Raw genomic sequence first — 26527 nt, forward strand, 5'->3', positions numbered from 1 at the left:
CCCCCAGGTCGCGCGGGGTCCGCGGCCGGGTTCCGGACGTCAGCCGACCGGCACCCCCGCTTCCAGATACATCGCCTTCCCTCGTTCCCGTGCCCGCAGGGCGCGGCGGAGCCGTTCGTAGCGCACCGGCGGCAGCATGTCGGCGGCCTCCGTTTCGGAGACGAAGCGCCAGTCGCGGAGTTCCGGGCCGGGCAGCAGCAGCCGCGCGGCATCGGCGGCGTGGAGACGGCCGCCGTCGAAGAGCAGGCGCAGGCCGCCGTAGGCGGGCGGCGCGGGCGGTTCCCAGTCGACGACGAGCAGGGCAGGCACGTCGTCGAGGCAAATGCCGGTCTCCTCGGCGACTTCGCGCATGCCCGCGCGCGCGGGCGCCTCACCGGGTTCGACGACCCCGCCGGGGAACTCCCAGCCCGGCTTGTAGGTCGGATCGACGAGCAGCACTCTGTCGCACTCGTCGAAGAGGAGGACACCGGCGGCGACGGTCTCGGCGGTCGGCTCGGGCGTCTGCACGATGTCGCAGGCGGGTGCCTCCCCACTGCCGACCGCCTCGGCGATCCGGACGGCGGTGTCGTACGGGCTCAGCGGGCCGGTGCCGACCGGATAGGCGTCGGCGGTGAGCCAGGAGGCCAGGGCGGTTTTGTACGGCTCGATGTGGTCGTAGGACCACTGCCGGATCCGTATCTCGCCGTCCGGGAGGTCCGGCGGAACCTCTCGGTCCGCTATTCGCTCACGCAGGATCGTTTCCGCCGGAGCGAGGAGGACATGCCGGACCGGAATACGGCGGGCCGCGAGACCACCGAAGATCTCGTCGCGGTAGTCCTGTCTCAGCAGGGTCATGGGAACGACCAGGGTCCCGCCGAGTTCGGCGAGCATCGCCGCCGCCGTGTCGATGACGAGCCGGCGCCAGATGGGAAGGTCCTGGAAGTCGCCGACCTCGGCCAGGCGTTTGGGCGGAAGCAGATGGCTGAGCGCCCCGCCGATGACCTCGGGGTCGAAGAGCGCGCTGTTCGGGATCAGTTCGATCAGTTCCCGTGCGGTCGTGGTCTTCCCCGCACCGAACGCACCGTTGATCCAGACGATCACGGTTCCCCCCTCTTCTGTTGGGCCCCCTGTGGCTTGCCCGCTCCACCCTGCCACGGAAACCAGCCCCAGTTGAGAACGCACACCAACGGCGCCGGTGCCCCTTTCGGGAGGAGGCACCGACGCCATGGGGGGGTGCGGTGGGCCCGTCAGCCCTTGGCCTCCCGGTCGCCGTCGGCCGCGCCGACCGGGCCGTCGTCGGTGACGGTGTGGTCGAGGGTGCTGAGTGCGTCGCCGCCGGGGAGGCCGTCGAAGCCCTCACTGTGCGCGTGCGACGGAGTGAGGGCCGCGACGACGAAACCGGTGGCCAGGGAGGCGATGGCAAGCATGCTGCGCTTCTTCATGCCGGGCTCAACGGCCGAAGCCGCCCCGGGGTCACGCAGGACACGTACGACGCGTGAACGCTCCTGCGGGCACCCGTGCCCCGGCACGGTCAGACTCCCGCCGCCGCCGGGTCCGTCCGTCGCGTCAGGGCAGCCGCCGCGGCGCCCACCAGCCCGGCGTCGGTGCCCATCCGCGCCGGTGTCACCACGAGACGCTGGACGAACGACAGCGTCGCGTACTCGGCCAGGGCCTGGCGCAGGGGGGCGAAGAGGACTTCGCCCGCCTTGCCCACTCCCCCGCCGACCACGGCGATGTCGATCTCGACGAGCGTCGCGGTGGCCGCGATTCCGGCGGCCAGCGCCCGCGCGGCCCGTGCGAACGATGCCGCGGCCGCCGGGTCCCCGGCGCGGGCGGCGGTGGCCACCGCGGCGGCGGAGGTGTCGCCGTCCGGGCCGGGGAGCCAGCCGTTCGCCAGGGCCCGGCGGGCGATGTTGGGCCCGCTCGCGATGCGCTCCACACAGCCGCGCGAGCCGCACGGGCACGGGTCGCCGTCGAGATCCACGCTGATGTGGCCGATGTGCCCCGTGTTGCCGGTCGGCCCGGGATGCAGTCGGCCGCCCAGCACGAGTCCGCCGCCGACCCCGGTCGAGACGACCATGCACAGCGCGTTGTCGTGGCCGCGGGCGGCGCCCTGCCAGTGTTCGGCCGCTGTGATCGCCACACCGTCGCCGATCAGTTCCACGGGCAGTCCACCGGTCGCCGCCCGAACCCCGGCGACCAGCGGGTAATCACGCCAGCCGGGCACGTTCACCGGGCTCACCGTGCCGGTGGAGGCGTCCACGGGGCCCGCGCTGCCGATGCCGACAGCGCTCGCGTGCCCCCACAGCGGGGACGCGGTGAGCTCGCCCAGCACCGCCTCGACCGCCCGCATCACGGTGTCGCCGTCCTCCTTGGCGGGCGTCGGCCGCTGGGCACGGACCAGTATGCGGCCCTGCCCGTCCACCAGCGCACCGGCGATCTTGGTGCCGCCGATGTCGAGCGCTGCCACGAGGTCGGTGTGCATCAGTGTCGGTTCTCCCCGTCAACCATGCGAAAGGCGCTGAAACAGCCCCTATGCGGCCATGCGCCGGCACATGGGGGCGAGCCGCACCCCGGTGTCACGATCACTCGCGGGCCGGGGTGTGCGGTGGACAGTGTCCCTGAGCCTGACAACGTTGTCCAGGCTCTATGCTCGACGCCACATCCTCATACAACCCCCATGGTTCCACGCAGCCCGTGGTCGACAGGACAGGACACCTCACCGTGCCGGAGACGCCCCGCCGCACCCACCGCCTCCCAGGGGCCCGTTATGGCAACCGCCCCACCATGAAGGATGTGGCGGCCCGTGCCGGAGTCGGTCTGAAGACGGTCTCGCGGGTGGTCAACGGCGAACCCGGGGTCACGCCGGAGACGGAGCGCCGGGTACAGGAGTCCATCGAGGCCCTCGGCTTCCGCCGCAACGACAGCGCGCGGGTGCTGCGCAAGGGCCGTACCTCCAGCGTGGGCCTGGTGCTGGAGGATCTCGCGGATCCGTTCTACGGTCCGCTGAGCCGGGCGGTCGAGGAGGTCGCCCGCGCACACGGCGCGCTGCTGATCAACGGTTCCAGCGCGGAGGACGCCGACCGCGAGCAGGAGCTGGTGCTGGCACTGTGCGCCCGCCGGGTGGACGGCCTGGTGGTGATTCCGGCCGGTGACGACCACCGGTATCTCGAGCCGGAGCTCAAGGCGGGCGTCGCCACGGTCTTCGTGGACCGGCCGGCAGGCAGGATAGACGCCGACGTCGTCGTGTCGGACAACTACGGCGGCGCCCGTGACGGCGTGGCCCATCTCGTCGCCCACGGGCACCGCAGGATCGGTTTCATCGGTGACATGCCCGGCATCCACACCGCGTCCGAGCGGCTGCGCGGCTACCGCGCCGCCATGGAGGACGCGGGCATACCGGTGGAGGACGCCTGGATGTCCCTGGGGGTCACCGACCCCGAGCGGGTGCGCCGGGCCACCGAGGAGATGCTGTCCCGCCCGGATCCGGTCACGGCCGTCTTCACGGGCAACAACCGGGTGACGGTCACCGTGATCCGGGTCCTGAGCGAGCGGTCCCGCCCTGTCGCGCTCGTCGGCTTCGACGACATCGAGCTCGCCGATCTGCTCCGGCCGGGGCTCACGGTCGTCGCCCAGGACTCCGCGGCCCTCGGCCGGACCGCCGCCGAACGCCTCTTTCGCCAGCTGGACGGCACCCTGCTCACCCCCGAGCGGATCGAGCTGCCGACCAGGCTGATCACGCGCGGCTCGGGCGAGCTGCCCCCGGCGGACTGAGCACCCGTGTCCGCGAAAATCCGAACGGACGGCGCACACCACGCACGTGACCGCGCACACCACACGGAGGACGCGGCCCGTACCCTGTGGGCGCTGGGCCTGGCCGAGGCGCCGCGCGAGCATCCGTTGCGGTACCCGGGTGCGTGGCCGCGGGAGTCGGGGCTGCTGGACGGGGACCGGCTGCTGCCGCTGGACCAGCTGCTGCCGCTGGACCGCCTGGTCCGCGAGGACCGGGTTCCCGTCCTGACCGTCGGGTCCAATGCTTCCCCCGGCCAACTGCGGTACAAGATGGACGAGTTCGGGATCTCCTCACCCATCCCCATGGTGCGGGCCCGGGTGACCGGCGTCGACGTGGGTGTCTCGGCGCATGTGAGCCGCATGGGATATGTGTCCGCGTCACCGGTCGACGCCCCGGGAACGGTACGGGAATTGTTCGTCATCTGGCTCGACGCCGAGCAGCTCGCGGTGATCGACTCGAGCGAGGGCGTCCCCCTGCCGAACGGCAACTACGACCGCGTCTGGCTGCCCTCACCCGATGTCCGCGTCGAACTCCCCGACGGTACCGCGCTCCCGGGCACCCACGCGTACGTCAACCGGCACGGCGTCCTCCACGACGGCACCCGGGCCCCACGCGGCCACCCCGGCCAGCGTCCGCTGCTCACCGAACTCCTGCTGCGTTCAAGGACATTGCGGGAACTGTTCGGCGTCTCAGCCGACCAATTCAGCGCGCGGGGCACCCGGGTGTTCGCCGAGGAGCGTCTGGTGACGGCGTCGGGTCTGGAGCGGTACGTACGGTCCCGGTGGACGGGAAGTCCGGGCACCGGCCTGTCGTTGCCGCCGCCCCTCACCTAGGGCCTCTCGTCTGGATCAGGCCGGGCTCGCGGGCTCGCGAGGTCCGGTGCCGTGCCTCGCCGCGTCGTCGCCGGTCCCCGGGGCTCCTTCCCCGAGCTCTCGGCTTCTGCCCCCGCTCTCGGCCCCGCTCGAGCGGGGCCCCATGAGCAGGGGAGACCCCGACCGGCTCCCTCCTCCGCCCTGCGAGGCTCCCCCACTGCCTGAAAAGGCGTGGGCGGTGCCCCGGCACCGGACCCCGCTCCCCGATCCGGCCCGACCCGAACGAAAGCCCCTGGACGACGCGAACGCGTCGGTCACCATGGAGCATCGCGGAAGGCGACTCCCGCACGACTGTTCCGCGGAGGTGGCCGCTACGGTGCGGAGGTCGTCGGGCCACCGCGGCGCGGGGACGCGAGGCCCTCCAGGTCGGTGCGGGTGAGACCGGTCGCCCGCGCCACCTCGGCGTGGTCCAGGGCGCCGCAGTCCAGGCCGCGCAGCAGGTGGCCGGCGAGGGCCCTGGCGGTGGCGGGCTCGTCCATGACGTCGCCGGCGGTCCGGGCGGTGTACCGGGCGAGCCGGGCGGCGGCCTGTTCGAAGCTCTCGCGGTAGAAGGCGAAGACGGCCGCGTAGCGGGTGGGCAGATGCCCGGGGTGCATGTCCCAACCCTGGTAGTAGGCGCGGGCCAGGGCCCGGCGGGTGAGGCCGTGGTGCAGCCGCCAGGCGGCGTGGACCTGTGCGGTCGGGCCGACGGGCAGGACGTTGGTGGAGCCGTCCGAGACGCGTACGCCGGTGCCCGCGGCGGCGACCTGCATGACGGCCTTGGCGTGGTCGGCGGCAGGGTGGTCGCTGGACTGGTGGGCGGCGGAGATTCCGAGGCAGGCGCTGTAGTCGAAGGTGCCGTAGTGCAGCCCGGTGGCACGCCCTTCGGCGGCCTGGATCATCCGGGCGACGGTGGCGGTGCCGTCGGCGGCGAGAATGGCCTGGCTGGTCTCGATCTGGATCTCGAAGCCGAGTCGGCCGGGTTCCAGCCCGCGTGCCCTCTCGAAGGCCTCCAGAAGGCGCACCATGGCGGTGACCTGCTCGGGAGAGGTGACCTTGGGCAGCGTCAGCACCAGCCCTCCGGGCAGCGGGCCGGCCTCGGCCAGGCCGGTGAGGAAGATGTCGAGGGTGCGGATGCCCCGGTCGCGCACCGCGGCCTCCATGCACTTCATCCGGATGCCCGTGTACGGGGCCGCCGTGCCGTCCCGGTGCGACTGGGCGATCAGCCGCGCGGCGCGGGCGGCGGTCGCGTCCTCCTCGGCGTCGGGGCGGCTGCCGTAGCCGTCCTCGAAGTCGACGCGCAGGTCTTCCACGGGTTCGCGCTCCAGCTTGGCGCGGACGCGGCCGTACACCGCCTCGGCCAGAGCGGGGTCCATCCCGACGGCGGCGGCGAACGAGGCGGCGTCCGGAGCGTGTTCGTCGAGAGCGGCCAGGGCCTGATCGCCCCAGGAGCGGAGGGTATCGGCGGTGAAGACGTCGCCGGGGACGTAGACGGTGTGGACGGGCTGACGGGTGCCGGGGTCTCCGGGGTAGCGGTGCTCCAGCTCGGCGTCGACCGGCGCCAGGAAGGCGCTGATCTCCGCGCCGACGGCACCCGCGATACTCGTGGCCACCTGCTCCTTCCGGCCCTGGCTCATCCGCGCCCTCCAGATCCTTCATGCCCCCGGGGCACGCCCGCCCCCGCACTTCCCGCGACGCGAAATCAACAATCTGTTGAATGAAGCTATCGGGCGGCCTTCGCGCCGGTCAACACCGCCTCATCCCCCTCTCGCATCCCGATCCCCTCCGCCCTCTCGGCATCTTCACGTCCATCTGGCACCGTCTGGCACGGAACCACGCATCGCCCGGCACCGCACCACCCCGCGCCCCCGCACACCGACGTACGCCCGGCTCGCCCGGATACCGCCGCGCAGCACCAGCGAAGGAGCTCCTGTGCCGAACCGCAGCCGAGTCACGCGCCGCCTGGGACTGAAGACCGCGCTCGCCGCCTCCGTCGCCCTTCCGCTCTCCAGTACAGCACTGCCTTCCGAGCCCGCCTCGGCCCAGGAACGCCTGGGCGGGCCGCTCGAGGTCATGTCGTTCAACCTGCGCTTCGCCAGTACGGCGGAGCCCCACAGCTGGGCCGCCCGCAGGCCCGTGATGCGCCGGCTGCTGCGCCGCGAGCAGCCGCACGTCATCGGCACCCAGGAGGGCCTCCACCAGCAGCTGCGCGACATCGAGGCGGACCTGGGGCCGTCCTACGACTGGATCGGCGCCGGCCGGGCGGGCGGCAGCCGCGACGAGTTCATGGGGATCCTCTATGACACCCGCCGGCTCGGCCCCCTGGAGTACGACCACTTCTGGCTCTCCGACACGCCGTACCTGATCGCCTCGAACACCTGGGGCAACGCCCACATCCGCATGGTCACCTGGGTCCGCTTCCGCGATCTGCGCGCCGGTGGCCGGGAGTTCTACGTGCTCAACACCCACCTGGACAACGCGAGCCAGTACGCGCGCGAGCGGGCCGCCACCCTGGTCGCCGAGCGCGTCACCGGACTGGCCCGCTCCCTGCCCGTGATCGTGACGGGGGACTTCAACGTCGCCGCCCACGGGAACCCGGTGTACGACACGGTGCTGGGCGCCGGTCTCGTCGACACCTGGGACGCGGCGGCCGAGCGGGGCGAGGCGTACGGGACGTTCCACGGGTACGGGCCGCTGGTGCCGGGCGGTGCCCGTATCGACTGGGTCCTGACCACGCCCGGCGTCATGGTGCACCGGGCGTCGGTCAACACCTTCGCGCAGGACGGCCGGTTCCCGAGCGACCATCTGCCGGTGCAGGCGTCGCTCACTTGGGGATAGACGAACCGGCCGGGACCCCGCGCCCGAACGGGCCGGGGCCCCTACGGCCGCGTCGGACGCGGTCGTAGGGGCCCCGGTGGCCTTGTACGGCCGGGAAGGGATCAGCCCTTGCGGGTGTTGATCTCCTCGGTGAGCTGCGGGACCACGTCGAACAGGTCGCCGACCACGCCGTAGTCGACCAGGTCGAAGATCGGGGCCTCGGCGTCCTTGTTGACCGCTACGATCGTCTTCGAGGTCTGCATGCCCGCCCGGTGCTGGATCGCCCCGGAGATGCCGGAGGCGATGTACAGCTGCGGCGAGACGGACTTGCCGGTCTGGCCGACCTGGTTGGTGTGCGGGTACCAGCCCGCGTCGACCGCGGCACGCGAGGCACCCACGGCCGCGCCGAGGGAGTCGGCGAGCGCCTCGATCACCGCGAAGTTCTCCGCGCCGTTGACACCGCGGCCACCGGAGACCACGATCGCGGCCTCGGTCAGCTCGGGGCGGCCGGTCGACTCGCGCGGCGTGCGGCCGGTGATCTTCGTGCCGGTGGCCTTCTCCGAGAAGGACACGTTCAGGGCCTCGACCGCGCCGGCGGCCGGGGCGGCCTCGACGGCGGCCGAGTTCGGCTTGACCGTGATGACCGGGGTGCCCCTGGAGACACGGGAGCGGGTGGTGTAGGCGGCGGCGAACACCGACTGGACGGCGACCGGGCCCTCCTCGCCGGCCTCGAGGTCGACGGCGTCGGTGATGATGCCGGAGCCCAGGCGCAGCGCGAGGCGGGCGGCGATCTCCCTGCCCTCGGCGGAGGAGGGGACCAGCACGGCGGCCGGGGAGACGGCCTCGTGGGCGGCCTGCAGGGCGTCCACCTTCGGCACCACCAGGTAGTCGGCGTACTCGGCGGCCTCGTGGGTCAGGACCCGCGCCGCGCCGTGCTCGGCCAGCACGGCGGCGGTGTCGGCGGCGCCGGCGCCCAGCGCGACGGCGACCGGCTCGCCGATCCGGCGGGCCAGCGTCAGCAGCTCCAGGGTGGGCTTGCGGACCGCGCCGTCCGCGTGGTCGACGTAGACGAGAACTTCAGCCATGGGACTTCTTCTCTCCTGCTTGCGAAGTGTGAAGGGGGCGGGAAGCGAGCTCAAGCCTCTTGGCTCAGATGAACTTCTGGCTCGCGAGGAAGGCGGCGAGCTGCTTGCCGCCCTCGCCCTCGTCCTTGACGATCGTGCCCGCGCTGCGCGCCGGGCGCTCGGCCGCCGACTCGACCGCGGTGTAGGCGCCCTGCAGGCCGACCTCGTCGGCCTCGAGGTCGAGGTCGGACAGGTCCCAGGAGGCAACCGGCTTCTTCTTCGCCGCCATGATGCCCTTGAAGGAGGGGTAGCGCGCCTCACCCGACTGGTCGGTGACCGACACCACCGCCGGCAGGGACGCCTCGAGCTGCTCGGAGGCGGCGTCGCCGTCCCGGCGGCCCGACACCGTGCCGTCCTGGACCGAGACCTCGGACAGCAGCGTCACCTGCGGCACGCCCAGGCGCTCCGCGAGCAGCGCCGGTACCACACCCATCACGCCGTCGGTGGAGGCCATGCCGGAGACGACCAGGTCGTAGCCGGCCTTCTCGATCGCCCTGGCCAGCACCAGGGAGGTGCCGATGGCGTCGGTGCCGTGCAGGTCGTCGTCCTCGACGTGGATCGCCTTGTCCGCGCCCATGGACAGCGCCTTGCGCAGCGCGTCCTTGGCGTCCTCCGGGCCCACCGTCAGCACGGTGATCTCCACGTCGTCGTCGGAGTTCTCCGAGATCTGCAGCGCCTGCTCGACCGCGTACTCGTCCAGCTCGGAGAGCAGACCGTCCACATCGTCGCGGTCGACGGTCAGGTCATCGGCGAAGTGCCGGTCGCCGGTGGCGTCGGGCACGTACTTCACGGTGACAACGATCCTCAAGCTCACGCCGGCTCTCCTACTGCAATCGTCATTTCTGGCTGCCTGCCTTCAGGCAGCATAGGCGCCTCAAACGGCCGTTCCCGATCGGGGCTATCCGCATTTCCGAGCGAAATATTACTCGCCAGTACAACCAGTTCGTTCCCACTGAGCAAGCGCTTTGAACTGTGACCTTCGCAACGCAGCGTAACCGGAACTCGACCGGCACGCAGCGGCAGTCGTCCCGGGGCCGGTCACGCAGGGCGTGGAAACATCCCTGGTGGTGAAGGAGGGGAGGGCGGCCCACTCCGTCATACGGCCTCGCCGAGTGCGGCGATCACATCGACCTTGCGCGGCTGGCCGGTGGCACGCCGGACGACGCTGCCGTCGGCGTCGAGGACCAGCACGGTGGGGGTCTTGAGGATGTCCAGCCGACGCACGAGATCCAGGTGGGCCTCGGCGTCGATCTCCACATGGGTCACGCCGGGAACCAGGCCGGCCACCTCGCCGAGCACCCTTCGGGTCGCCCGGCAGGGCGCACAGAACGCGCTGGAGAACTGGACGAGGGTGGCTCGTTCACCGAGGTCCGCACCGAGTTCCGCCGCCCTCAGCCGCTTGCCGTCATCCCGCCCTCGCACCCGTACTCTCCTGCTCCGCCGCCGCTGCAGCACTCCGAAGGCGCTCGCCGCCGCGAGCACCGGCACACGCCATGGGTCCGGTCATCATCCGTCGAAGCGTTCACGAGACCGTAAAGATTCCCGGCACCCGCAGAGGTTTCCCGTGCGGAGTGCTTCATCCATGGATGTCGACGTGAGAGGGGCCCCGTTGCGGGGCCGCCGTGACGACCGTGGTGCCGGCCGTCGTGCTGGTCACCGAAGGCGTGTGGCTGCCGGCCCGACAGACGCCGGCGTTCGCCTGCGGCACGGCGGGCGGGGTCGGCCGCTCGCCGTACGGCTGGTTGTTCCGGCGTGTCCTGCGGCCCCGGATCGGACCGGCGACGGACTTCGATGCTCCCGAACCATCGCGGTTCGCGCAGGCGGTGGGACTGGTCTTCGCCGTCGTCGGGCTCCTCGGCTTCTCCCTCGGGCCCGACCGACTGGGCCTCGCCATGACCGGCGCCGCGCTCGCGGCGGCCTCCCTCAACGCCGTCTTCGGTCACTGCCTGGGGTGCGAGATGCACCTGCCCCTGTGGCGGATGACGGTGGGCGCGGGGTAATGGCGACGCAAAAGCCCGAGGTGGATCAGGGGAGTGGACGTGACAAGAATCTCGCCTCAGGCAGACGTCAGGGCTGGTCCGCCGGTCGTTCTTGGGGCACCATCAGCGACAAGCCGTAAACCTACGGCTGCGTAACTTCGACTGGGAGTCCCCCTTCCCAGGCAGAGCAGGAAGGGTTCCACCGCACCCATGGCAGAACTCGTCTACCGTCCCGTGATCGGTTTCGCCCAGACTCTGTTCAAGGCGTGGGACCTCAAGATCGACTGCCGGGGTTCGGAGAACATCCCGCGTACGGGCGGCGCCGTATTGGTGAGCAACCACATCAGCTACCTGGACTTCGTCTTCAACGGCCTCGCGGCGCTGCCGCAGAAGCGGCTCGTGCGCTTCATGGCGAAGGACGCCGTGTTCCGGCACAAGATCTCGGGTCCGCTGATGCGCGGAATGAGGCACATCCCCGTGGACCGCGAGCAGGGCGACGCGGCGTACGCGCACGCGCTCGCCTCGCTGCGGTCGGGCGAGATCGTGGGTGTCTTCCCGGAGGCGACGATCTCCCAGTCCTTCACGCTGAAGAGCTTCAAGTCGGGTGCCGCGCGCATGGCGCAGGAGGCGGGCGTACCGCTGATCCCGATGGCGGTGTGGGGCACCCAGCGGCTGTGGACCAAGGGACACCCCCGTAACTTCAAGCGCAGCCACACCCCGATCACCATGCGCGTCGGCGAGGCGGTCGAGGCGTCCAAGGACAAGTACGCGGGCGTGATCACCCGGCAGCTCCGGGGACGGGTGCAGGAACTGCTGGAGGCCGCGCAGCGCGCCTACCCGGTGCGCCCCAAGGGCCCGGACGACACCTGGTGGATGCCGGCCCACCTCGGCGGCACGGCGCCGACCCCGGAGCAGGTCCGCGAGGCCGAGGCGCGCTGAGCCGCCGCCGGCGTGCGCGTCATGATCCGGCGTGCTCCGGCAGCCCGGCGGGAAGCGTCCGCCACAGGTGCGGGCGGTCCCGCGCGGCCTTGAGCACGTTCAGCACGACGGGATGCGGTGCGGCGTACAGGAGCGGGTAGTCCCTCTCACCGGCGACCGGATCGGGCGTGAAGGCCAGTCGCTCCCCGTCCAGGGAGAAACGGGCGTCGACCCCCGGCTTGTTGCCCCGGGGGTCCTGCCGGTGCCAGGCACCGCCGAACCGCACGGCGACCAGACCGTGCACCACCCCGAGGTTCTGGTAGCACAGCGCGGTCGGAATGTCCTCGGCCCGCAGCAGCGCGGCCGGCGCGTGGGCCTTGGCGTAGCAGATCCCGGTGCGCTGCTCCAGGACGTCGGAGGCCCGCCAGGCGACGCGGGGATCGTCGAAGTCCTGCGAGTGCGGGATGGTGTCGCGCACGAACTCGAAGGCCACCTTCGCATACTCATACGAGTCGGCCACTCCGGCCGCGAGCCTGGCGGCAGTCTCACGGACCAGGCCATGGTGGTGGTCGATCACCCCATCGGCGGCCAGATAGGCGGAGAGATCCGAGGTTTCCTGGATGGTCTGCATGCCTCCGGAGCATAGGTATGCACCCAATCGAAGTTCAATGCATTTTCGATCAGATGCATACCTATGCAGGCTTTTCGTCTGTGCGACGGACGCTAGCGGGCCATCTCCTCTTTGAGGGCCGCCACGAACGTGTCCACGTCGTCCTCGGTGGTGTCGAAGGCGCACATCCAGCGGACGTCGCCCGCGACCTCGTCCCAGAAGTAGAAGCGGAAGCGCTTCTGCAGGCGCTCGGTCACGGCATGCGGCAGGCGGGCGAAGACGGCGTTGGCCTGGACCGGGTGGAGGATCTCCACCCCGTGCACGGCGCGCACGCCCTCGGCGAGACGCTGGGCCATCTCGTTGGCGTGCCGGGCGTTGCGCAGCCACAGGTCCCGCGCGAGCAGGGCTTCCAGCTGCACCGAGACGAAGCGCATCTTGGACGCGAGCTGCATGGACAGCTTGCGCAGGTGCTTCATGTGGCTGACGGCGTCCTGGTTCAGCACCACGACCGCCTCGCCGAACAGGGCACCGTTCTTGGTACCGCCCAGGGAGAGCAGGTCGACACCGGCCGCGTTGGTGAAGGTGCGCATCGGCACGTCCAGGGTGGCGGCGGCGTTGGCCAGCCGGGAGCCGTCCACGTGCACCTTCATGCCGTGGGAGTGCGCGTGCTCGCACAGGGCGCGCATCTCGTCCGGGGTGTACACCGTGCCCAGCTCGGTGGCCTGGGCGACGGACACCACTTGCGGCATCGCGCGGTGCTCGTCCTCCCAGCCGTACGCCTGCCGGTCGATCAGCTCGGGGGTGAGTTTGCCGTCCGGGGTGGGCACCGTGAGGAGCTTGATCCCGCCGACGCGCTCCGGCGCCCCGCCCTCGTCGACGTTGATGTGCGCGCTCTCGGCGCAGATCACGGCGCCCCAGCGGTCGGTGACCGCTTGGAGCGCGACGACGTTGGCGCCGGTGCCGTTGAAGACCGGGAAAGCCTCGGCGGTGGGGCCGAAGTGGCTTCGGATCACCTGCTGGAGGTTCTCCGTGTACGCGTCCTCGCCGTACGCGACCTGGTGCCCGCCGTTGGCCAGGGCCAGGGCGGCGAGCACTTCCGGGTGGGCCCCGGCGTAGTTGTCGCTGGCGAAACCGCGGACGTCCGGGTCGTGATGGCGGCGCGCGTCGGTCCGGGGTGGGTTCACGGCTTCTCGGTCAGCCACAGACGGTTTCCGTTCAACTCCGCGGCGGGCTTGTCCCAGACGCCGGCGATCGCCTCGGCGAGATCCTTGACGTCCGTGAAGCCCGCGAACTTCGCGTTGGGGCGGTCTGCGCGCATCGCGTCGTGCACCAACGCCTTCACCACCAGGATCACAGCCGCCGATGTCGGCCCCTGTTCGCCCCCCGCCTTGCGGAAGTAGTCGCCCATGGCCAGCGTCCACGCCTCGGCGGCGGCCTTGGCGGCGGCGTAGGCGGCGTTGCCCGCGGTGGGCTTGCTGGCGCCGGCCGCGCTGATCAGGACATACCGGCCGCGGTCGCTGCGCTGCAGCCCCTCGTGGAAGGCGAGGGAGGTGTGCAGCACGGTGCGCACCAGCAGCAGCTCCAGCAGGTCCCAGTCGTCCAGGCTGGTCTTGGTGAAGGTCTCGCTGCCGCGCCAGCCGCCGACGAGATGGACCAGGCCGTCGACCCGGCCGAACTCCTTCTCGGTACGCGCGGCCCACTCGCGGGTGGAGTCCAGGTCGAGCAGGTCGACCGTGTCACCGGTGACGGTGGAGCCGCCGTGCGCGTAGCGCGCCGCGTCCACGGCCTCCGCCAGCCGCTCCGGGTCGTTGTCGGAGCCGACGACGGTCGCCCCCGCCTCGGCCAGCCTGAGCAGTGTCGCCCGTCCCGCGGGTCCCCCCGCGCCGGCCACCGCGATCACCGCGCCGTCGAGCGCCCCGTTCCCCATGGTCCTCGCCTCCTGAGCAGTACTGCGGGCCGGATCGCTCATGCGGCGATCCGCTCGGCGTTGTCCGCCGTGATGCCTCGGGTCGAGGCGATCACGTTCTTCAGCTTCTTGGACAGTGCCTCATAGAACATGCTCAGCGGAAACTCGTCCGGAAGCACGTCATCAACGAGTTTGCGCGGCGGCTGCGTCAGGTCCAGGGCGTCGGGGCCCTTGGCCCACTTGGATCCCGGGTGCGGGGAGAGATAGCGGGAGACCAGCTCGTACCCGGCGAACCAGTGGACGAGCTTGGGGCGGTCGATGCCGTCGCGATACAGCGTCTCGATCTCGGCGCACAGCTGGTTGGTGACCTGCGGGGCACGGTCCCAGTCGATGGTGAGCTTGTTGTCGGTCCAGCGGACGACGTCGTGCTTGTGCAGGTAGGCGAAGAGCAGCTGGCCGCCGAGGCCGTCGTAGTTGCGGACCCGCTCGCCGGTGACCGGGAAGCGGAACATGCGGTCGAACAGCACCGCGATCTGCACGTCACGTGCCTGCGGGACGCCCTCGCCGGCGAGCTTCACGGCCTCCTTGAAAGCGGTGAGGTCGCAGCGCAGCTCCTCCAGGCCGTACATCCAGAACGGCTGGCGCTGCTTGATCATGAACGGGTCGAAGGGCAGGTCGCCGTGGCTGTGGGTGCGGTCGTGCACCATGTCCCACAGGACGAACGCCTCTTCGCAGCGCTTCTGGTCGTGCACCAGCGCGGCGACGTCGTCGGGCAGCTCCAGGCCCAGGAGGTCGACGGCGGCGGCGGACACCCTGCGGAAGCGGGCGGCCTCGCGGTCGCAGAAGATGCCGCCCCAGGTGAACCGCTCGGGGGCCTCGCGCACGGCGATGGTCTCGGGGAAGAGCACCGCGGAGTTGGTGTCGTAGCCCGCGGTGAAGTCCTCGAACGAGATGCCGCAGAACAGCGGGTTGTCGTAGCGGGTGCGCTCCAGCTCGGCCAGCCAGTCGGGCCAGACCATGCGCAGCACGACCGCCTCGAGGTTGCGGTCCGGGTTGCCGTTCTGCGTGTACATCGGGAAGACGACCAGGTGCTGGAGGCCGTCCTCGCGGTGCGCGGCCGGGTGGAAGGCAAGCAGCGAGTCCAGGAAGTCGGGTACCTCGAAGCCGCCCTCGGCCCAGCGGGTCAGGTCCTTCGCCAGGGCCTCGTGATAGGCGCGGTCGTGCGGGAGCAACGGGGACAGCTCGTCGAGCGCGTCGACCACCCGGCGCACCTCGAGCCCGGCCTCGGCGCGGGCCGGGGCTCCCTCGGCATCGAAGTCGATCGATCCGTCCTTCGCCTGCCAGGGCCTGATCCGCTCCACGGCATCCTTGAGCGCGGGCCACGCCGGGTGCTCGACCACCCTGGCCGCCGAAGGAACGTGCCCTTCCGTACCCACCTGCACAAGAATTTCCGTCATATCCCATCCTCCAGCGAAGAAACTGCGTACGCCGACCGTATACATACGAGGTTTCTCCCAGCAAGGGACACCTCCGCAAATTATCCTGTGCCACCCCGGCCTTCACCGCACTTTTTCCTGCCCGTCACGCGACTGGGTGACACTCTTCGACTTCGATGTTCAGCATCTGGACGGGGCGGGCACAGGCGATACGGTCCAGGAGGGCCGCAGGGACGCGGTCCCGCGTCGCCGTCGACGGAAGCGAGTCGCATCTTGAACTTCCTCACCATCGGTCACCGCGGAATCATGGGTGTCGAGCCCGAGAACACCCTCCGGTCCTTCGTCGCCGCCCAGGAGGCCGGTCTCGACGTCATCGAACTCGATCTGCATCTGAGCAAGGACGGCGCGCTCGTCGTCATGCACGACACGGACCTGGACCGCACGACGGACGGCACAGGCCCGATCGCCGACCGGACCGTCGCCGAACTGCGCGCCCTGGACGCCGGACGCGGCGAGCACGTCCCCGTCTTCGAGGAGGTGCTGGACGCCGTCCACGTGCCGTTGCAGGCCGAGATCAAGGACGCGCAGGCGGCCAGGGCCCTGGCCGAGGTGATGAACCGGCGGAACCTGGCGGGCCGGGTCGAAGTGTCCTCGTTCCACGACGACGCGATCGCCGAGATCGCCCGTCTGGCGCCCGGGGTACGCACCGCCCTCGTCGCGAGCCGCTACAGCCCGGACGTGGTGGAGCGGGCGGTCGGCGTCGGCGCGTCGACCGTCTGCCTGAACATCCGTCGCCTCACCCTGGAGATCGTCGAGCAGGCCCGCAAGGCGGACCTGAGGATCATCGGCTGGGTGGTGAACACGCAGGACCACCTCAGACTGGTCCGGGCCCTCGGGCTCGACGGCGCGACCACCGACTACCCGGAGATCAAACGCACCGGCCGCTTCACCGCGTGACGGTCGGGCCGACTCCGCCCAGGACCACGCCCAGCGGCGGCCGGTACCGCGCGTTCGGCCGTCAGGACAGTTCCTTGACCAGCAGCTCGAACTGCAGGTCGGCGCGGAGCGGAATGCCGAACCGCTCGTCGCCGTACGGGAAGGGAGTCGTCCTGCCCGTACGGCGGTAACCGCGCCGCTCGTACCAGGCGATCAGGTCCTCGCGCATCGTGATCACGGTCATGTGCATCTCGCGCGCGCCCCAGGTGTCCCGCACCTGCCGCTCGGCGTGATCGATGATCGTCTTTCCGAGCCCGGCACCCTGGAGCCCGGGGCTGACCGCGAACATGCCGAAGTAGGCGTGGTCACCGCGGTGCTCGAGCTGACAGCAGGCGACGATCCGGCCCTCGCGCTCCACCGTCAGCAGCCGGCTGTCCGGCGACTTGACGACCTCCCGCACGCCTTCCGGGTCGGTCCGCTGCCCCTGGAGGAGGTCGGCCTCGGTCGTCCACCCGGCCCGGCTGGAGTCACCCCGGTACGCCGACTCGATCAGCGCGACGAGGTCGTCCACATCGGCGTCGGTGGCGTCACGAAAAGTGAGTGCGCTCTCGGTGACGGATTCCATGGGGCACTTCTCCGCTTCTTCGCTCAAGTTCTTCGCTCAGGTCGTCCGCAGTCCGCAGTCCGCCAATGCATCGGCTGTACCGGTGGTCGGCGTGGCTCGGCCACGGACGAGGTTATCCCGGCCGCTACGCTCGGCCGCATGGTGCATGTACTGGGCAGCCGGATCCTCCTCCGTCCCACCGATCCCGAGCGCTCCCGCGTCTTCTACGGCGAGCAGTTGGGCCTCGCGGTGTACCGCGAGTTCGCCACCGGTCCGGAGCGCGGCACGGTCTACTTCCTCGGCGGCGGTTTCCTGGAGCTGTCCGGCCGGTCCGACGCCCCGGCGGGCACGGCGGACCCCGCGGTGAGGCTGTGGCTCCAGGTGGCGGACGTGACGGCAGCCCACGAGGAGCTGAAGGACAAGGGCGTCGAGATCGTCCGGCCGCCGGTGAAGGAGCCGTGGGGCCTGATCGAGATGTGGACCGCCGACCCGGACGGCACACCGATCGTCCTCGTGGAGATCCCGGCCGATCATCCGCTGCGGTACCGGCCGGGGGTCTGAGACCGGGTACGGGCGATCCCGACGGCCGGGGTTCGTCACGTCCGCGGGGCTCCCAAGCGTCCTTCCAGCCGGCCCAGCAGCTCGGCGAGCAGCGAGGCCAGCTCGCCGAGCGCCGGTCCGTCCAGGCCGGACAGCACGGCGCCCTCGTAGGCAAGCTGCACGGGCATGACCCCGTCGACCGCGTCCCGCCCTGCGTCGGTCAGGCGGACCCTGGCCACTCGGCGGTCGCGGGGGTCGCCGCGGCGCTCCACCAGGCCGTGCGCGGAGAGCCGTTTGAGGCGCTTGGTGACGGCGGCGCCCGAGGAGAAGGTCTCGCGCGCCAGTTCGCCCGGGGTCAGTTCGCGACCGGTGCGGCGCAGCGCGCCGAGCAGGTCGAACTCGGGGCGGGTCAGTCCGGCCCGGCTGAGCGGGGCGTCCTCGGCCTGCTGGAGCAGGGCGGCGCAGCGGTTGACGCGTCCGATGATCTCCATGGGCCCGGTGTCGAGGCCGGGGTACACCGCCCGCCACTGCCGGACCACCTCTGCGACGGTGTCCTGGCCGGACACCGGTGTGCCTTCGCCGGCGGGGACTCTCGCGCCTGCCGGGAGAGCCTCGTCCGCCGGGGGTCCCCCGTCGACCCGGTGGGCCCCTTCGGCGGGGTGTCCTCCGTCGGCCGGGGGTCGTTCGGTCGCCCTCATGGCCGTGCGTCCTCCGTGTCGTCGCCCGTGTCCTCGTTCGTGCCCTTGCCGATGCCGGTCCTCGGGCCGGTGTCCGGCTTCGGGCCGGCACCCGGACTCATGCCTGAACCTGTGCCCGGGCTCGTGCCTGTGCCCGCGCCCTGGTTCGTCTCCTCGCCGGAGCCGGCCGCCAGGCCCTGGCGTCGTACCATCGCCGCGAGCGTACGGTGTCCCGCCTGCTCGGCGAGTACGACCCCCTCCTGCGGCAGCGTGCGAAGCCACCATTCACCCGCGGCCGCGTCGGCGGTGGCCCGCAGGTCGACGAGGGCGGCGGCCAGGCCGCGCCGGGCGGTCTCCAGGGCGGTGGGGTCGGCCTGCGGGTCGGCCAGGAGCCGGGCCGCGTGTTCGCCCCGGAGGCCCGCCGTGGTGAGCGCCGTCGCGACGCGGTTGCCCGCCCGCCGGTTGGTGACGGCCAGGGCGGCGGCGAAGCCGACCAGTGCGCCGACGAGGGTGTCCACCACACGGCCGGTGACCAGGGAGCCGGTCGCCTGGTAGCCGGGGAACTCGGTGACGAGCAGGGCCAGCGGGGTCACACAGACGCTGCCGAGCCAGTAGTTGCGGCCGATGAGCGCCTCGGCACCGAAGTTGAAGAGGAGGCAGCACAGGACGAGGGCGAACGGTCCGAGGTTGGCGATCGGGGCGACGGCCGCGAAGAGCAGCACGCCGATGAGGTTGCCGACGACCCGCTGCACGGTCCTGCTCCAGGTGAGGGTGATGTTGGCCTGGTAGAGCGCGGCGGCTGTGGTCAGGGCCCAGTAGGGCCGCCCGACGCCGAGGGCCAGGGAGGCGTATCCGGCGAGGCCGCAGCCGAGGGCGGTGCGTACCGCGATGGGCGTGAGCGGTCCCAGCCGGGACCACAGCGAGCGAGGGGGGATGGCGCGCTCTGCAGTCACACCGAGGAGTTCGTCGGCCCCCGAGCGGGGATCGTCGGCGCCCGGGATACGGCCCGTGCTGCGCAGCTCGCGGGCCTGGGCGCGCAGCCGCGCGGGGTCGGCGTCGGCCGGCGCGGCGAGCGCGATCTCGGCGCGGATGACCAGCCGTTCGAGGGCCCGGCGGGTGGCGACGGAGCGCGGCCCGGTGAGGAGCAGACACTGCCAGGCGGCCTGCACGGCGGCGTAGGCGGAGGCCCGGGCCCGCGCGTGGCCGTCGCCGGTGCCGCCGGTGTCGACGTACGCGGCGGTGGCGTTCAGGGCGTCTGCGGCGGCGCGGCGCTCGGGGCCGTGCGGCCGGACCAGTGCGGGCGCCATGCCGACCAGCCAGGCCCAGACCCCTGCCACCGCGGCCAGTGCGATATGGCCGGGGACCTGTCCGAGGGTCTGGGGGACGAACAGCGAGGCGGAGCTGACGAAGGTGAGGATCACGTTGCCGGGCGGGCCGATGCGCGTGACGTCGCACAGCACCTTCTGCACGGCGGCCAGCAGGGCACCGATGGTGACCAGGATCACGGCGTTGCCGGTGAGCGAGGCGGCGACCAGGGCAACGGCGAGTCCCCCGACCATGCCGAGCACCACTCCCGTGAGCGCCTTGGCGCGGGCGGCGTACGGACGATTGTGGGCGTAGAGGGCGCACAGGGAACCGGCCATGGTGTAGACCGCGAGGTCGAGCCGGCCGAGGGCGACCAGGATCAGACTGGGCGGTGCGACCGCGACCACGACGCTGAAGGCGGGTTTGAACCAGATGTTGGAGGGCCGCCCGACGCGCAGTACGTCGATCAGCGGGAACCGCCGGCGCTTCGGCGTCGGCTCTGCCTTGGGGGTGGGACGGGGGGTCGCACTGCTCATGAGGTACGAGACTACCAGTTCTTTTACTCGTAAAACATCTCCATGACCTGCGGTGCTCCCCCGGATGCCCCCCGTGTACCCCTGTGCGCTCGCGTGCACGCCTTCGAGTGCGGGCATGCCTTGACCGACCGTGGAGCGGGACCGCCCGTGCGGCGGGGGCGGCCCCAGGGGGGAGGTTCGCGTGCACGGACCGGCGTCGTCCGGCTGGCTGCTGGTCGCGCTCTGCGCGGCGACCGGCATCTACTGCCTGCTGCGGATGCGCAGCAGCGTCGAGGAGCAGCGCCGTACCGCGGGCGGCGAGGCGCTGATGGGCTTCGGCATGGCGGCGATGGCCGTACCGGCGGCGGTCTTCACACCGCCCTCATGGGCGTGGCCCGTCTACGCGGTGGTGTTCGGCGCGGCGGGGCTGCACGCCCTGTGGGCGGCCCGCTCGGGCGCCCGCCATCTGCACCACCCACTGGGTGCCGGGGCCATGGTCTACATGGCGGTGGCGATGGCCGTCTCCCCCGGACCGGGGCAGGGGCACCCGCACGGGAGCTCGGGCATACCCCTGCTGACCGGCGTCCTACTGCTCTACTTCACCGGATACGTACTGGTCACAGGCGTACGACTGGTGCCGGTGACCGCTGTGGCGGGAAACCCGGCACCAGGCGCCGGCGGGGCCTCGGGCTGGGGTGACCGGCCGGAGCTGGCGCGGGCGTGCCGACTGTCCATGGGCATCGCGATGGTGGTGATGCTCTTGACCATGTGAGGCGGGCAGGTGGCGGCGGGCCGACGGGCGGGACCGTTGCCTGCGTCACTTTGCCCCGGTGAGCCGTACCCGGGCGTGGTGCGCACTCATAGGCTGAACGCATGATGCTCCCCGCGGCACTGTTGCTGCTCGGCGTCCTGATCGCCGTCACCGGCCCCCGGTTGCTGGCGCGGGCCGACTGGACGGACCGTGAGCCGGTGGTGGCGCTGTGGGTGTGGCAGTGCGTGGTCGCGGCGGTGCTGCTGTGCTGTGCCCTGTCGATGACGTTCAGCGCGGCGGCCGCCTCGGACGCGGTCGGCCGCCCCGTGTTCGCGACGGCACCGCGTGGCGTCGTGAAGGCCTACGCCCTGGGCACGGCCGGGTCCCTGGCGGCGACCACCGCGGTCGCGCTGGCGTGCGGTGGGCTGTGGACCGCGGCGATGCTGGTCCGCGAGGTCGTACGGGCTCGTGCCCGGCGGCGGGCCCGCCGGGCCGAGCTTCTGGTGCGGGCGCCGCTGCTGCCCGGCGAAGAGCCCGGCGCCGGCCGGCTGGTGGTTCTGGAGGGCGAACGCCCCGACGCATGGTGGCTGCCCGGTACCCCGCCCCGGCTGGTCGTCACCACGGCCGCGCTGCGCCGGCTGAAGGGCCGCCGGCTGGACGCCGTCCTCGCACACGAACGGGGACACGCGCAGGCCCGGCACGATTGGCTGCAGCACTGCTCCTCGGCGCTCGCCGACGGCTTTCCGCAGGTACCGGTGTTCGCCGCATTCCGCGACGAGATGCACCGGCTGGTCGAACTCGCCGCCGACGACACGGCCTCCCGCCGCTTCGGCCGGCTGACCACTGCCCTGGCGCTGGTCGAGCTCAACGAGCACCGCGGGGTGTTCGGCCCCTGTCCGTCCCCGCAGGGCCAGGTCCCGGCCCGGGTGCACCGGCTGCTGACTCCCCCGAACCGGCTGCCTGCGTGGCACCGGCTGCGGCTGACGGCCATGGCGTCGCTGGTGCCCGTGATCCCGGTACTGGTGGCGTTCGTACCGGGGCTGCGTGCGCTTGGCTAGGGCCTCTCGTGCGGATCAGGCCGGGCTCGCGGGCCCGGCACCGCGCCTCGCCGCGTCGTCGTCGGCCCCAGGGCTCCTTCCCCGAACCCCCTCCTCCGCCTTGCAAGGCTCCCCCACTGCCTGAAAGGCGTGGGCGGTGCCCCCAACGCCGGACCCCGCTCCCTGATCCGGCCCGACCCGAACGGCAGCCCCCGGGGCGCGCCCGGGGCCGCAGCGGGGCCTCGGGTGCGCAGGGCGCCGGGGTGAGGGAAGAGGGGGCCTACGGGCTCACAAGGCTGACGGCGGGCAAGGGGACTGGCTTCGAGCCCCAAGGGTCGGCGAGGATCGCTGTATGCCCTCCCCCCGCACCCCTCCCGTCGGCCTCGAGCCACCGCCCCGTCCACCGGAGCACCGCCCGTCCGCGGTTCTCCTCGGTGTACCGGCCGTGTGCTCGGTCGTGCTGCTGATCCTGGTCGTCGCGCAGTGGCCCCCGCTGATCGGCCTGGACCGCGACATCGCCTCGACCTTCCACCACTGGGCGGTCGACGAGCCTGGACTGACGCAGACGGCCCGCGTCCTGACGGACTGGGTCTGGGACCCGTGGACCATGCGCTTGCTGTGCGGAGCGGTCGCACTGCTGCTGTGGTACCGGTACGCGGCCCGGTGGACCGCGGTGTGGCTGGTGGTGACGTGCGCCGTGGCGACGATGGTGCAGCAGGTCCTGAAGGCGGCGGTGGGCCGGGCCCGCCCCGTGTGGACGGACCCGGTGGACTCGGCCCACTACGCGGCCTTTCCTTCGGGTCACGCCATGACCGCCACCGTCACCTGCGGTCTCCTGCTCTGGCTGCTGCACCAACATGGAGTGGGCCGGGCCGTATGGGGCTGGGCCGTCGCCCTGGCGGCGCTCTCGGTCACCGGCGTCGGCCTCACCCGCGTCTGGCTCGGCGTCCACTGGCCCACGGACGTACTCGGCGGCTGGCTCCTCGGCATCGTGGTCGTGGCCGTGGCGGTACGGGTCCATCTGCGTCAGCATCCGTAAGCGACACAAGAGTTCCCGGTCTCCGCTGCTCCGGCGTCCCGGCGTCCCGGTCGAGCGGACCCCCGCCTCCCCGATGCCGCTCTCCTTGGGCGATCCCCCGCGTCGCCCAAGGAGGACGACAGCCCGGAGTGACCCACGAGGGGCCCCACCGAACGCGCTGAGTATAGTTGGCTGCCAACCAGTCAACGCAGGAGTCCAGCATGTCCCCGCGCAGCGCCTCGGTCAATGAAGAGTTGCGAAGGCGTTCGAAGGAGCGGCTTCTCCAGGCCGCCGTCGAGCTGGTGAGCGAGCGCGGCTACGAGGCGACGACGCTCGGCGACATCGCCGACCGCGCGGGTTCCGCGCGGGGCCTGGTGTCGTACTACTTCCCGGGGAAACGCCAGCTGGTGCAGTCCGCCGTGCACCGCCTGATGCACCGGACGCTCGACGAGGCGCTGGAGCGCGAACCGCGGACCGACGACGGGCGGGAGCGGATGGCGCGGGCCATCGACGCGATCCTGGGCCTGGCCCGGGACCAGCCCGTACTGATGCGCCAGCACATGGCCGGGCTGCTGCAGGCCGAGGGTTTCCTGCCCTGCCCCGAGCAGCGGCGTCTGGCGGAACTGCTGAGCGACACCGTCGCCCGGTACGGCTCGACGCAGGTCGACAGCGACTATCCGATGCTGCGCGCCCTGCTGATGGGCGCCGTGTACTCGGCTCTGATGCCGGGTGCGCCGATGCCCGTCGCGATGCTGCGCGAGGAGCTGTTCAAGCGGTACCGGCTCGACCGGGGACTGGGTGTCCCGCCGGGCACCGCGGTGCCCGGCGGGACGGGAGCGACCGGTCCGTCGGCCCCTTCCGGCGACACGGAACGGACGGACGGAACGAACCACTCGAGCAAAACGGCCGGCTCGGAAGGTACGGGCGGCACGGACGCGCCGGACCGGACGGATGTGTCGCGGTTCTTCGCGACCGGGGCGGCGCCGGAGTCTTCGGCGCCCGCCCGTCGGCCCGAGCCGGACGCTCAGTCGAAGTAGTCCGGCTGCGTCTGCACGTTGAGCTCACGCAGATGGACTCCGCGGGCCGGGTCCGTGCGCCGGTCGTCGATCTTCAAAACGTCGAAGCCCTTGGCGATGTCGTTCGAGTAGATGTAGCCGTTGTAGTAGTACGCCGACCACGAACCGCCCGTGACGAGCTGGTCGGTGCTCAGCGGACCCCGCTCGAAGTAGGCGATCTCCTTCGGCTTCGAGGAGTTGGTGAAGTCCCAGACGGAGACCCCGCCCTGGTACCAGGCCTGGACCATGAGGTCCTTGCCCTTGACCGGGATCAGCGAGCCGTTGTGGGCGACGCAGTTCTCGGTGTCGGCCTGGTGACGCGGGATCTTGTAGTAGCTGCGGAAGACGAGCCTGCTCTTGTCGCCCTTGCCGACGACGTCGTAGATGCCGTTCGCGCCGCGGTCCGGTCCGACCTCCGCGTTGCAGGTGGCGGCGCCGCCGCCGCCCAGCTCGTCGGTGAACACGACCTTGTTGGCCTTCTGGTTGAAGGTCGCGGAGTGCCAGAAGGCGAAGTTGACGTTGTCCTGCACCCGTTCGATCACCTTGGGACGCTCGGGGTCCTTGATGGAGAACAGGATGCCGTCGCCCATGCAGGCACCGGCGGCCAGGTCCTTGGAGGGCAGCACGGTGATGTCGTGGCAGCCCGTGGTCTTGGAGACACCCGGGTTGGTGGGCCCGCCCGGGTTGCCGCCGCCGTCGGGGCCCTCCCCGGGGAACAGCACCGGGAATCCGACCACGGCCGCCTTGTGCGGGGCCTTGCGCGGCACCTTGATGACGGAGATGCCGTCGTGCGGCGGCTGGCAGTCGGGGTAGGCGGCGTTCGGCGAGTACGAGGAGACGTAGACGTAGACGTTCTTGCCCTCGGGCACCAGCGTGTGGGTGTGCGAGCCGCAGGCGGTCTCGACGGCGGCGACGTAGCGCGGGTTGCGCTTGTCGCTGATGTCGAAGACCTTCATGCCCTCCCACGAGGACTTCTCGGTCGCCGGCTGCGTGGTGCTGTTGCAACTGCTGTCACTGCGCGAGGAGTCGGTGGAGAGGAACAGCAGATCACCGGAGACGGAGATGTCGTTCTGGGAGCCGGGACACAGCACCTGGGACACCGTCTTCGGCGACTTCGGGTTGCTGATGTCGTAGACGGTGAAGCCGTCGTAGTTTCCGGCGAAGACGTACCGACCCTGGAAGGCCAGGTCCGAATTGAAGCCGGTCAGCGCGTCCTTGGGGACGTGGGCGACATGGCGGATGTTGTCGGAGTGGACGACCTCGTCCTGGGCGGGTATCTCGCCCTGCGCGATGGCCTCGCGCGCCTCGGCCTGCGCGCTCTTCGATATCTCCTTCGAAGCGGGCGGCGCGTCCCCGGGGTCGGGGGTCGCCGCAGCCGGCGCGGCGGTCAGGAGCGCGGCGAGCAGCCCACCGGCCGCTGCGGCAACTCCCAGCCGTCTGCGCCGGGTTCGGGGAACATTCAACAGGATCACTGCTTTCCTCCCTTGTTCCGTTCGGCTCGGAACGGATTCTGCTCCGGCAGTATGGTCCTGGGCATGCGCATATCAACAGTGGGCAACACACTCGCAACGAAGTTTTTTGATCACTGCCGCGCGGAAGCGTGCTAGGACAGTCGTCAGTACTCACGAGGTGCCGTGCCGCTTTCCCCCAGAGGGGGGCGCCCCCAGCCACAGGAGGTCCCGTGTTCCACCGCCGTGCGTCACGCGCGTCCGTCGTCGCGACCGGGCTGATCGCCCTGGCCGTACTCGGGCTCACGGGCTGCGACTCCGATACGGACGATGCCAGGTCAGCCTCGGCGAACGGCCCTTCGGTGATCGCGCCGGGCGAGCCCGGAGGACCGAACCGGACCCTGTCGGCCGAGGAGGCTGCGGAGCAGCGCGTCGAGGACGACTCCCCCAACTCCGCGGACGTCTCCTACTCCCGCATGATGATCGAGCACCACTCCCAGGCCCTGGAGATGACCGAACTCGTCCCGGACCGCGCCAAGTCGACAAAGATAGTCAAGCTGGCCGAACGGATCGCCGCGTCCCAGCAGCCGGAGATCAAGATGATGGAGGGCTGGCTGACGACGCACGGCAAGTCCAGGAAGGCCGGCGGGCACGACCACGGACACGACCATGCGACGATGCCCGGGATGGCGACCCCGGGCCAGCTCAAGAATCTCCGCGCGGCCGAGGGAAAGGCCTTCGACCAGCTCTTCCTCACATTGATGATCACCCATCACGAGGGGGCGATCACCATGGCCACGGAGGTGAAGGCGCAGGGCAACAACATTCAGGTCGAGGAGATGGCCGACGACGTGGTCGCCCAGCAGACGAGCGAGATCACACGGATGCGCTCCCTACTCTGACGCCCGCCGGACGTGACGCGGAGTCAGCAGGCCCGCGTCACGCGCCCGTCCGATGACCCTCAGCGCTCCGCGCCGGCTGTACCCGGTCGCGCACATCACGGCGAGGACCGGGTCGGTGCCCTCCTCCTGGGCCGCGCGGTACTCCCGCGCCACGAGGCGTCTCCCCACGGGCTCCCGCGGCCGGACCGCCCGGCGCCGGCGTTCCCCCGCGCCGGGCGGCGGGGCTCCGACGGCGGAGCCGTCCTCGGCGGGCGGATCGCCGCCCGCCACCGGCCCGTCCTCGCCGGCCGGTTCGCCGCCGGCGGCCGGTTCGCCGCCGGCGGCCG

Annotated in this window: 27 protein-coding genes and 1 pseudogene; 12 read left to right on the top strand and 16 right to left on the bottom strand. The window is 71.4% G+C overall.

Annotation, left to right across the window (positions count from 1 at the left end; all coding sequences use genetic code 11):
* Nucleotides 1-39 precede the first annotated feature (39 nt).
* From ACFP2V_RS36210 to ACFP2V_RS36220, 3 genes are all read right to left on the bottom strand, one after another.
* Entirely contained in the window at nucleotides 40-1080 is a 1041-nt protein-coding gene (locus tag ACFP2V_RS36210; RefSeq protein ID WP_381220136.1) for an NUDIX hydrolase, read from the bottom strand.
* 146 nt (nucleotides 1081-1226) lie between these two features.
* A complete protein-coding gene (locus tag ACFP2V_RS36215; protein WP_381220138.1) occupies nucleotides 1227-1421 on the bottom strand; it encodes a hypothetical protein in 195 nt (64 codons plus the stop codon).
* Nucleotides 1422-1510: 89 nt separating this feature from the next.
* A complete protein-coding gene (locus tag ACFP2V_RS36220; RefSeq protein ID WP_381220141.1) occupies nucleotides 1511-2464 on the bottom strand; it encodes an ROK family protein in 954 nt (317 codons plus the stop codon).
* 239 nt (nucleotides 2465-2703) lie between these two features.
* On the opposite strand from ACFP2V_RS36220, the gene ACFP2V_RS36225 reads away from it, so the two are divergent.
* Together ACFP2V_RS36225 and ACFP2V_RS36230 are read left to right on the top strand one after the other, a co-directional pair.
* The gene (locus tag ACFP2V_RS36225; RefSeq protein WP_381220143.1) at nucleotides 2704-3753 is read left to right on the top strand and encodes a LacI family DNA-binding transcriptional regulator; all 1050 of its coding nucleotides are present in this window, start codon (nucleotides 2704-2706) and stop codon (nucleotides 3751-3753) included.
* Nucleotides 3754-3879: 126 nt separating this feature from the next.
* A complete protein-coding gene (locus tag ACFP2V_RS36230) occupies nucleotides 3880-4605 on the top strand; it encodes a hypothetical protein (protein ID WP_381220563.1) in 726 nt (241 codons plus the stop codon).
* Between the two features lie 350 nt (nucleotides 4606-4955).
* Here ACFP2V_RS36230 and ACFP2V_RS36235 read toward each other — a convergent pair whose 3' ends face one another.
* A complete protein-coding gene (locus tag ACFP2V_RS36235; RefSeq protein WP_381220146.1) occupies nucleotides 4956-6260 on the bottom strand; it encodes a DUF6986 family protein in 1305 nt (434 codons plus the stop codon).
* A 295-nt stretch (nucleotides 6261-6555) separates the two neighbouring features.
* Between ACFP2V_RS36235 and ACFP2V_RS36240 the strand changes: the two genes are divergently transcribed.
* Complete coding sequence (locus ACFP2V_RS36240) at nucleotides 6556-7461, top strand: endonuclease/exonuclease/phosphatase family protein (protein WP_381220148.1); 906 nt, start codon at nucleotides 6556-6558, stop codon at nucleotides 7459-7461.
* A gap of 101 nt (nucleotides 7462-7562) precedes the next feature.
* On the opposite strand, the gene ACFP2V_RS36245 is transcribed toward ACFP2V_RS36240, so the two are convergent.
* From ACFP2V_RS36245 to ACFP2V_RS36255, 3 genes are all read right to left on the bottom strand, one after another.
* Nucleotides 7563-8525, bottom strand: a complete 963-nt coding sequence (locus tag ACFP2V_RS36245; protein WP_381220151.1) for an electron transfer flavoprotein subunit alpha/FixB family protein — start codon at nucleotides 8523-8525, stop codon at nucleotides 7563-7565.
* Between the two features lie 64 nt (nucleotides 8526-8589).
* Nucleotides 8590-9378 (bottom strand): electron transfer flavoprotein subunit beta/FixA family protein, encoded by a 789-nt coding sequence (locus ACFP2V_RS36250; protein WP_381220154.1) that lies wholly within the window; start codon nucleotides 9376-9378, stop codon nucleotides 8590-8592.
* A 281-nt stretch (nucleotides 9379-9659) separates the two neighbouring features.
* Entirely contained in the window at nucleotides 9660-10052 is a 393-nt protein-coding gene (locus ACFP2V_RS36255; RefSeq protein ID WP_381220157.1) for a thioredoxin family protein, read from the bottom strand.
* Nucleotides 10053-10146: 94 nt separating this feature from the next.
* On the opposite strand from ACFP2V_RS36255, the pseudogene ACFP2V_RS36260 reads away from it, so the two are divergent.
* Both ACFP2V_RS36260 and ACFP2V_RS36265 read left to right on the top strand, forming a co-directional pair.
* Nucleotides 10147-10564: pseudogene (locus tag ACFP2V_RS36260) on the top strand (DUF4395 domain-containing protein).
* Between the two features lie 189 nt (nucleotides 10565-10753).
* Nucleotides 10754-11482 carry a lysophospholipid acyltransferase family protein gene (locus ACFP2V_RS36265; protein WP_381220160.1) on the top strand — a complete coding sequence of 243 codons (729 nt, stop codon included), beginning with the start codon at nucleotides 10754-10756 and terminating at the stop codon, nucleotides 11480-11482.
* 19 nt (nucleotides 11483-11501) lie between these two features.
* Here the strand turns inward: ACFP2V_RS36265 and ACFP2V_RS36270 are convergent, their stop codons facing one another.
* From ACFP2V_RS36270 to ACFP2V_RS36285, 4 genes are all read right to left on the bottom strand, one after another.
* On the bottom strand, nucleotides 11502-12092 hold the full coding sequence (locus tag ACFP2V_RS36270) for a transglutaminase-like domain-containing protein (RefSeq protein ID WP_381220163.1): 591 nt from the start codon (nucleotides 12090-12092) through the stop codon (nucleotides 11502-11504).
* Between the two features lie 92 nt (nucleotides 12093-12184).
* Nucleotides 12185-13255 (bottom strand): threonine aldolase family protein, encoded by a 1071-nt coding sequence (locus ACFP2V_RS36275; protein WP_381220166.1) that lies wholly within the window; start codon nucleotides 13253-13255, stop codon nucleotides 12185-12187.
* Nucleotides 13252-13998, bottom strand: coding sequence for an SDR family NAD(P)-dependent oxidoreductase (locus tag ACFP2V_RS36280; protein WP_381220566.1), 747 nt, complete (start codon nucleotides 13996-13998; stop codon nucleotides 13252-13254). The genes ACFP2V_RS36275 and ACFP2V_RS36280 overlap by 4 nt, the downstream gene beginning before the upstream one ends.
* Nucleotides 13999-14036: 38 nt before the next feature.
* Nucleotides 14037-15434 carry a DUF6421 family protein gene (locus tag ACFP2V_RS36285; RefSeq protein ID WP_381220169.1) on the bottom strand — a complete coding sequence of 466 codons (1398 nt, stop codon included), beginning with the start codon at nucleotides 15432-15434 and terminating at the stop codon, nucleotides 14037-14039.
* Nucleotides 15435-15686: 252 nt separating this feature from the next.
* On the opposite strand from ACFP2V_RS36285, the gene ACFP2V_RS36290 reads away from it, so the two are divergent.
* A complete protein-coding gene (locus ACFP2V_RS36290; protein WP_381220172.1) occupies nucleotides 15687-16370 on the top strand; it encodes a glycerophosphodiester phosphodiesterase in 684 nt (227 codons plus the stop codon).
* Between the two features lie 61 nt (nucleotides 16371-16431).
* Here ACFP2V_RS36290 and ACFP2V_RS36295 read toward each other — a convergent pair whose 3' ends face one another.
* Nucleotides 16432-16974, bottom strand: a complete 543-nt coding sequence (locus ACFP2V_RS36295; protein WP_381220175.1) for a GNAT family N-acetyltransferase — start codon at nucleotides 16972-16974, stop codon at nucleotides 16432-16434.
* A 138-nt stretch (nucleotides 16975-17112) separates the two neighbouring features.
* On the opposite strand from ACFP2V_RS36295, the gene ACFP2V_RS36300 reads away from it, so the two are divergent.
* Nucleotides 17113-17514, top strand: coding sequence for a VOC family protein (locus ACFP2V_RS36300; RefSeq protein ID WP_381220179.1), 402 nt, complete (start codon nucleotides 17113-17115; stop codon nucleotides 17512-17514).
* A gap of 35 nt (nucleotides 17515-17549) precedes the next feature.
* Here the strand turns inward: ACFP2V_RS36300 and ACFP2V_RS36305 are convergent, their stop codons facing one another.
* Complete coding sequence (locus tag ACFP2V_RS36305; RefSeq protein WP_381220182.1) at nucleotides 17550-18191, bottom strand: MarR family winged helix-turn-helix transcriptional regulator; 642 nt, start codon at nucleotides 18189-18191, stop codon at nucleotides 17550-17552.
* Entirely contained in the window at nucleotides 18188-20011 is a 1824-nt protein-coding gene (locus tag ACFP2V_RS36310; RefSeq protein ID WP_381220185.1) for an FUSC family protein, read from the bottom strand. Before ACFP2V_RS36310 ends, ACFP2V_RS36305 begins: the two co-directional genes overlap by 4 nt.
* Before the next feature lie 181 nt (nucleotides 20012-20192).
* Here ACFP2V_RS36310 and ACFP2V_RS36315 point away from each other — a divergent pair, with 181 nt between their 5' ends.
* From ACFP2V_RS36315 to ACFP2V_RS36330, 4 genes are all read left to right on the top strand, one after another.
* Nucleotides 20193-20762 (top strand): DUF5134 domain-containing protein, encoded by a 570-nt coding sequence (locus ACFP2V_RS36315; RefSeq protein WP_381220188.1) that lies wholly within the window; start codon nucleotides 20193-20195, stop codon nucleotides 20760-20762.
* A gap of 101 nt (nucleotides 20763-20863) precedes the next feature.
* The gene (locus tag ACFP2V_RS36320; protein ID WP_381220191.1) at nucleotides 20864-21799 is read left to right on the top strand and encodes a M56 family metallopeptidase; all 936 of its coding nucleotides are present in this window, start codon (nucleotides 20864-20866) and stop codon (nucleotides 21797-21799) included.
* A gap of 331 nt (nucleotides 21800-22130) precedes the next feature.
* Nucleotides 22131-22817 carry a phosphatase PAP2 family protein gene (locus ACFP2V_RS36325; protein WP_381220194.1) on the top strand — a complete coding sequence of 229 codons (687 nt, stop codon included), beginning with the start codon at nucleotides 22131-22133 and terminating at the stop codon, nucleotides 22815-22817.
* A 200-nt stretch (nucleotides 22818-23017) separates the two neighbouring features.
* Entirely contained in the window at nucleotides 23018-23833 is an 816-nt protein-coding gene (locus ACFP2V_RS36330) for a TetR/AcrR family transcriptional regulator (protein ID WP_381220197.1), read from the top strand.
* On the opposite strand, the gene ACFP2V_RS36335 is transcribed toward ACFP2V_RS36330, so the two are convergent.
* The gene (locus ACFP2V_RS36335) at nucleotides 23821-25323 is read right to left on the bottom strand and encodes an LVIVD repeat-containing protein (protein WP_381220200.1); all 1503 of its coding nucleotides are present in this window, start codon (nucleotides 25321-25323) and stop codon (nucleotides 23821-23823) included. The genes ACFP2V_RS36330 and ACFP2V_RS36335 overlap by 13 nt on opposite strands.
* Nucleotides 25324-25532: 209 nt before the next feature.
* On the opposite strand from ACFP2V_RS36335, the gene ACFP2V_RS36340 reads away from it, so the two are divergent.
* Nucleotides 25533-26201: a DUF305 domain-containing protein gene (locus ACFP2V_RS36340; protein ID WP_381220203.1), complete on the top strand. Its 669-nt coding sequence runs from the start codon at nucleotides 25533-25535 to the stop codon at nucleotides 26199-26201.
* On the opposite strand, the gene ACFP2V_RS36345 is transcribed toward ACFP2V_RS36340, so the two are convergent.
* On the bottom strand, nucleotides 26193-26527 hold a 335-nt coding region (locus ACFP2V_RS36345; RefSeq protein WP_381220206.1), incomplete at its 5' end, for a DUF6214 family protein. The genes ACFP2V_RS36340 and ACFP2V_RS36345 overlap by 9 nt on opposite strands.

Origin of the sequence: Streptomyces incanus (assembly GCF_042656345.1) — a bacterium.
Classification (GTDB): Bacteria; Actinomycetota; Actinomycetes; order Streptomycetales; family Streptomycetaceae; genus Streptomyces; species Streptomyces incanus.

What these genes read in the sequence shown, in the direction of transcription:
- ACFP2V_RS36280 (WP_381220566.1), bottom strand. Translation starts at nt 13,998, where the DNA reads ATGGGGAACGGGGCGCTCGACGGCGCGGTGATCGCGGTGGCCGGCGCG.
- ACFP2V_RS36220 (WP_381220141.1), bottom strand. Translation starts at nt 2,464, where the DNA reads ATGCACACCGACCTCGTGGCAGCGCTCGACATCGGCGGCACCAAGATC.
- ACFP2V_RS36305 (WP_381220182.1), bottom strand. Translation starts at nt 18,191, where the DNA reads ATGAGGGCGACCGAACGACCCCCGGCCGACGGAGGACACCCCGCCGAA.
- ACFP2V_RS36245 (WP_381220151.1), bottom strand. Translation starts at nt 8,525, where the DNA reads ATGGCTGAAGTTCTCGTCTACGTCGACCACGCGGACGGCGCGGTCCGC.
- ACFP2V_RS36285 (WP_381220169.1), bottom strand. Translation starts at nt 15,434, where the DNA reads ATGACGGAAATTCTTGTGCAGGTGGGTACGGAAGGGCACGTTCCTTCG.
- ACFP2V_RS36330 (WP_381220197.1), top strand. Translation starts at nt 23,018, where the DNA reads ATGTCCCCGCGCAGCGCCTCGGTCAATGAAGAGTTGCGAAGGCGTTCG.
- ACFP2V_RS36215 (WP_381220138.1), bottom strand. Translation starts at nt 1,421, where the DNA reads ATGAAGAAGCGCAGCATGCTTGCCATCGCCTCCCTGGCCACCGGTTTC.
- ACFP2V_RS36265 (WP_381220160.1), top strand. Translation starts at nt 10,754, where the DNA reads ATGGCAGAACTCGTCTACCGTCCCGTGATCGGTTTCGCCCAGACTCTG.
- ACFP2V_RS36320 (WP_381220191.1), top strand. Translation starts at nt 20,864, where the DNA reads ATGATGCTCCCCGCGGCACTGTTGCTGCTCGGCGTCCTGATCGCCGTC.
- ACFP2V_RS36310 (WP_381220185.1), bottom strand. Translation starts at nt 20,011, where the DNA reads ATGAGCAGTGCGACCCCCCGTCCCACCCCCAAGGCAGAGCCGACGCCG.
- ACFP2V_RS36235 (WP_381220146.1), bottom strand. Translation starts at nt 6,260, where the DNA reads ATGAGCCAGGGCCGGAAGGAGCAGGTGGCCACGAGTATCGCGGGTGCC.
- ACFP2V_RS36270 (WP_381220163.1), bottom strand. Translation starts at nt 12,092, where the DNA reads ATGCAGACCATCCAGGAAACCTCGGATCTCTCCGCCTATCTGGCCGCC.
- ACFP2V_RS36300 (WP_381220179.1), top strand. Translation starts at nt 17,113, where the DNA reads ATGGTGCATGTACTGGGCAGCCGGATCCTCCTCCGTCCCACCGATCCC.
- ACFP2V_RS36325 (WP_381220194.1), top strand. Translation starts at nt 22,131, where the DNA reads ATGCCCTCCCCCCGCACCCCTCCCGTCGGCCTCGAGCCACCGCCCCGT.
- ACFP2V_RS36295 (WP_381220175.1), bottom strand. Translation starts at nt 16,974, where the DNA reads ATGGAATCCGTCACCGAGAGCGCACTCACTTTTCGTGACGCCACCGAC.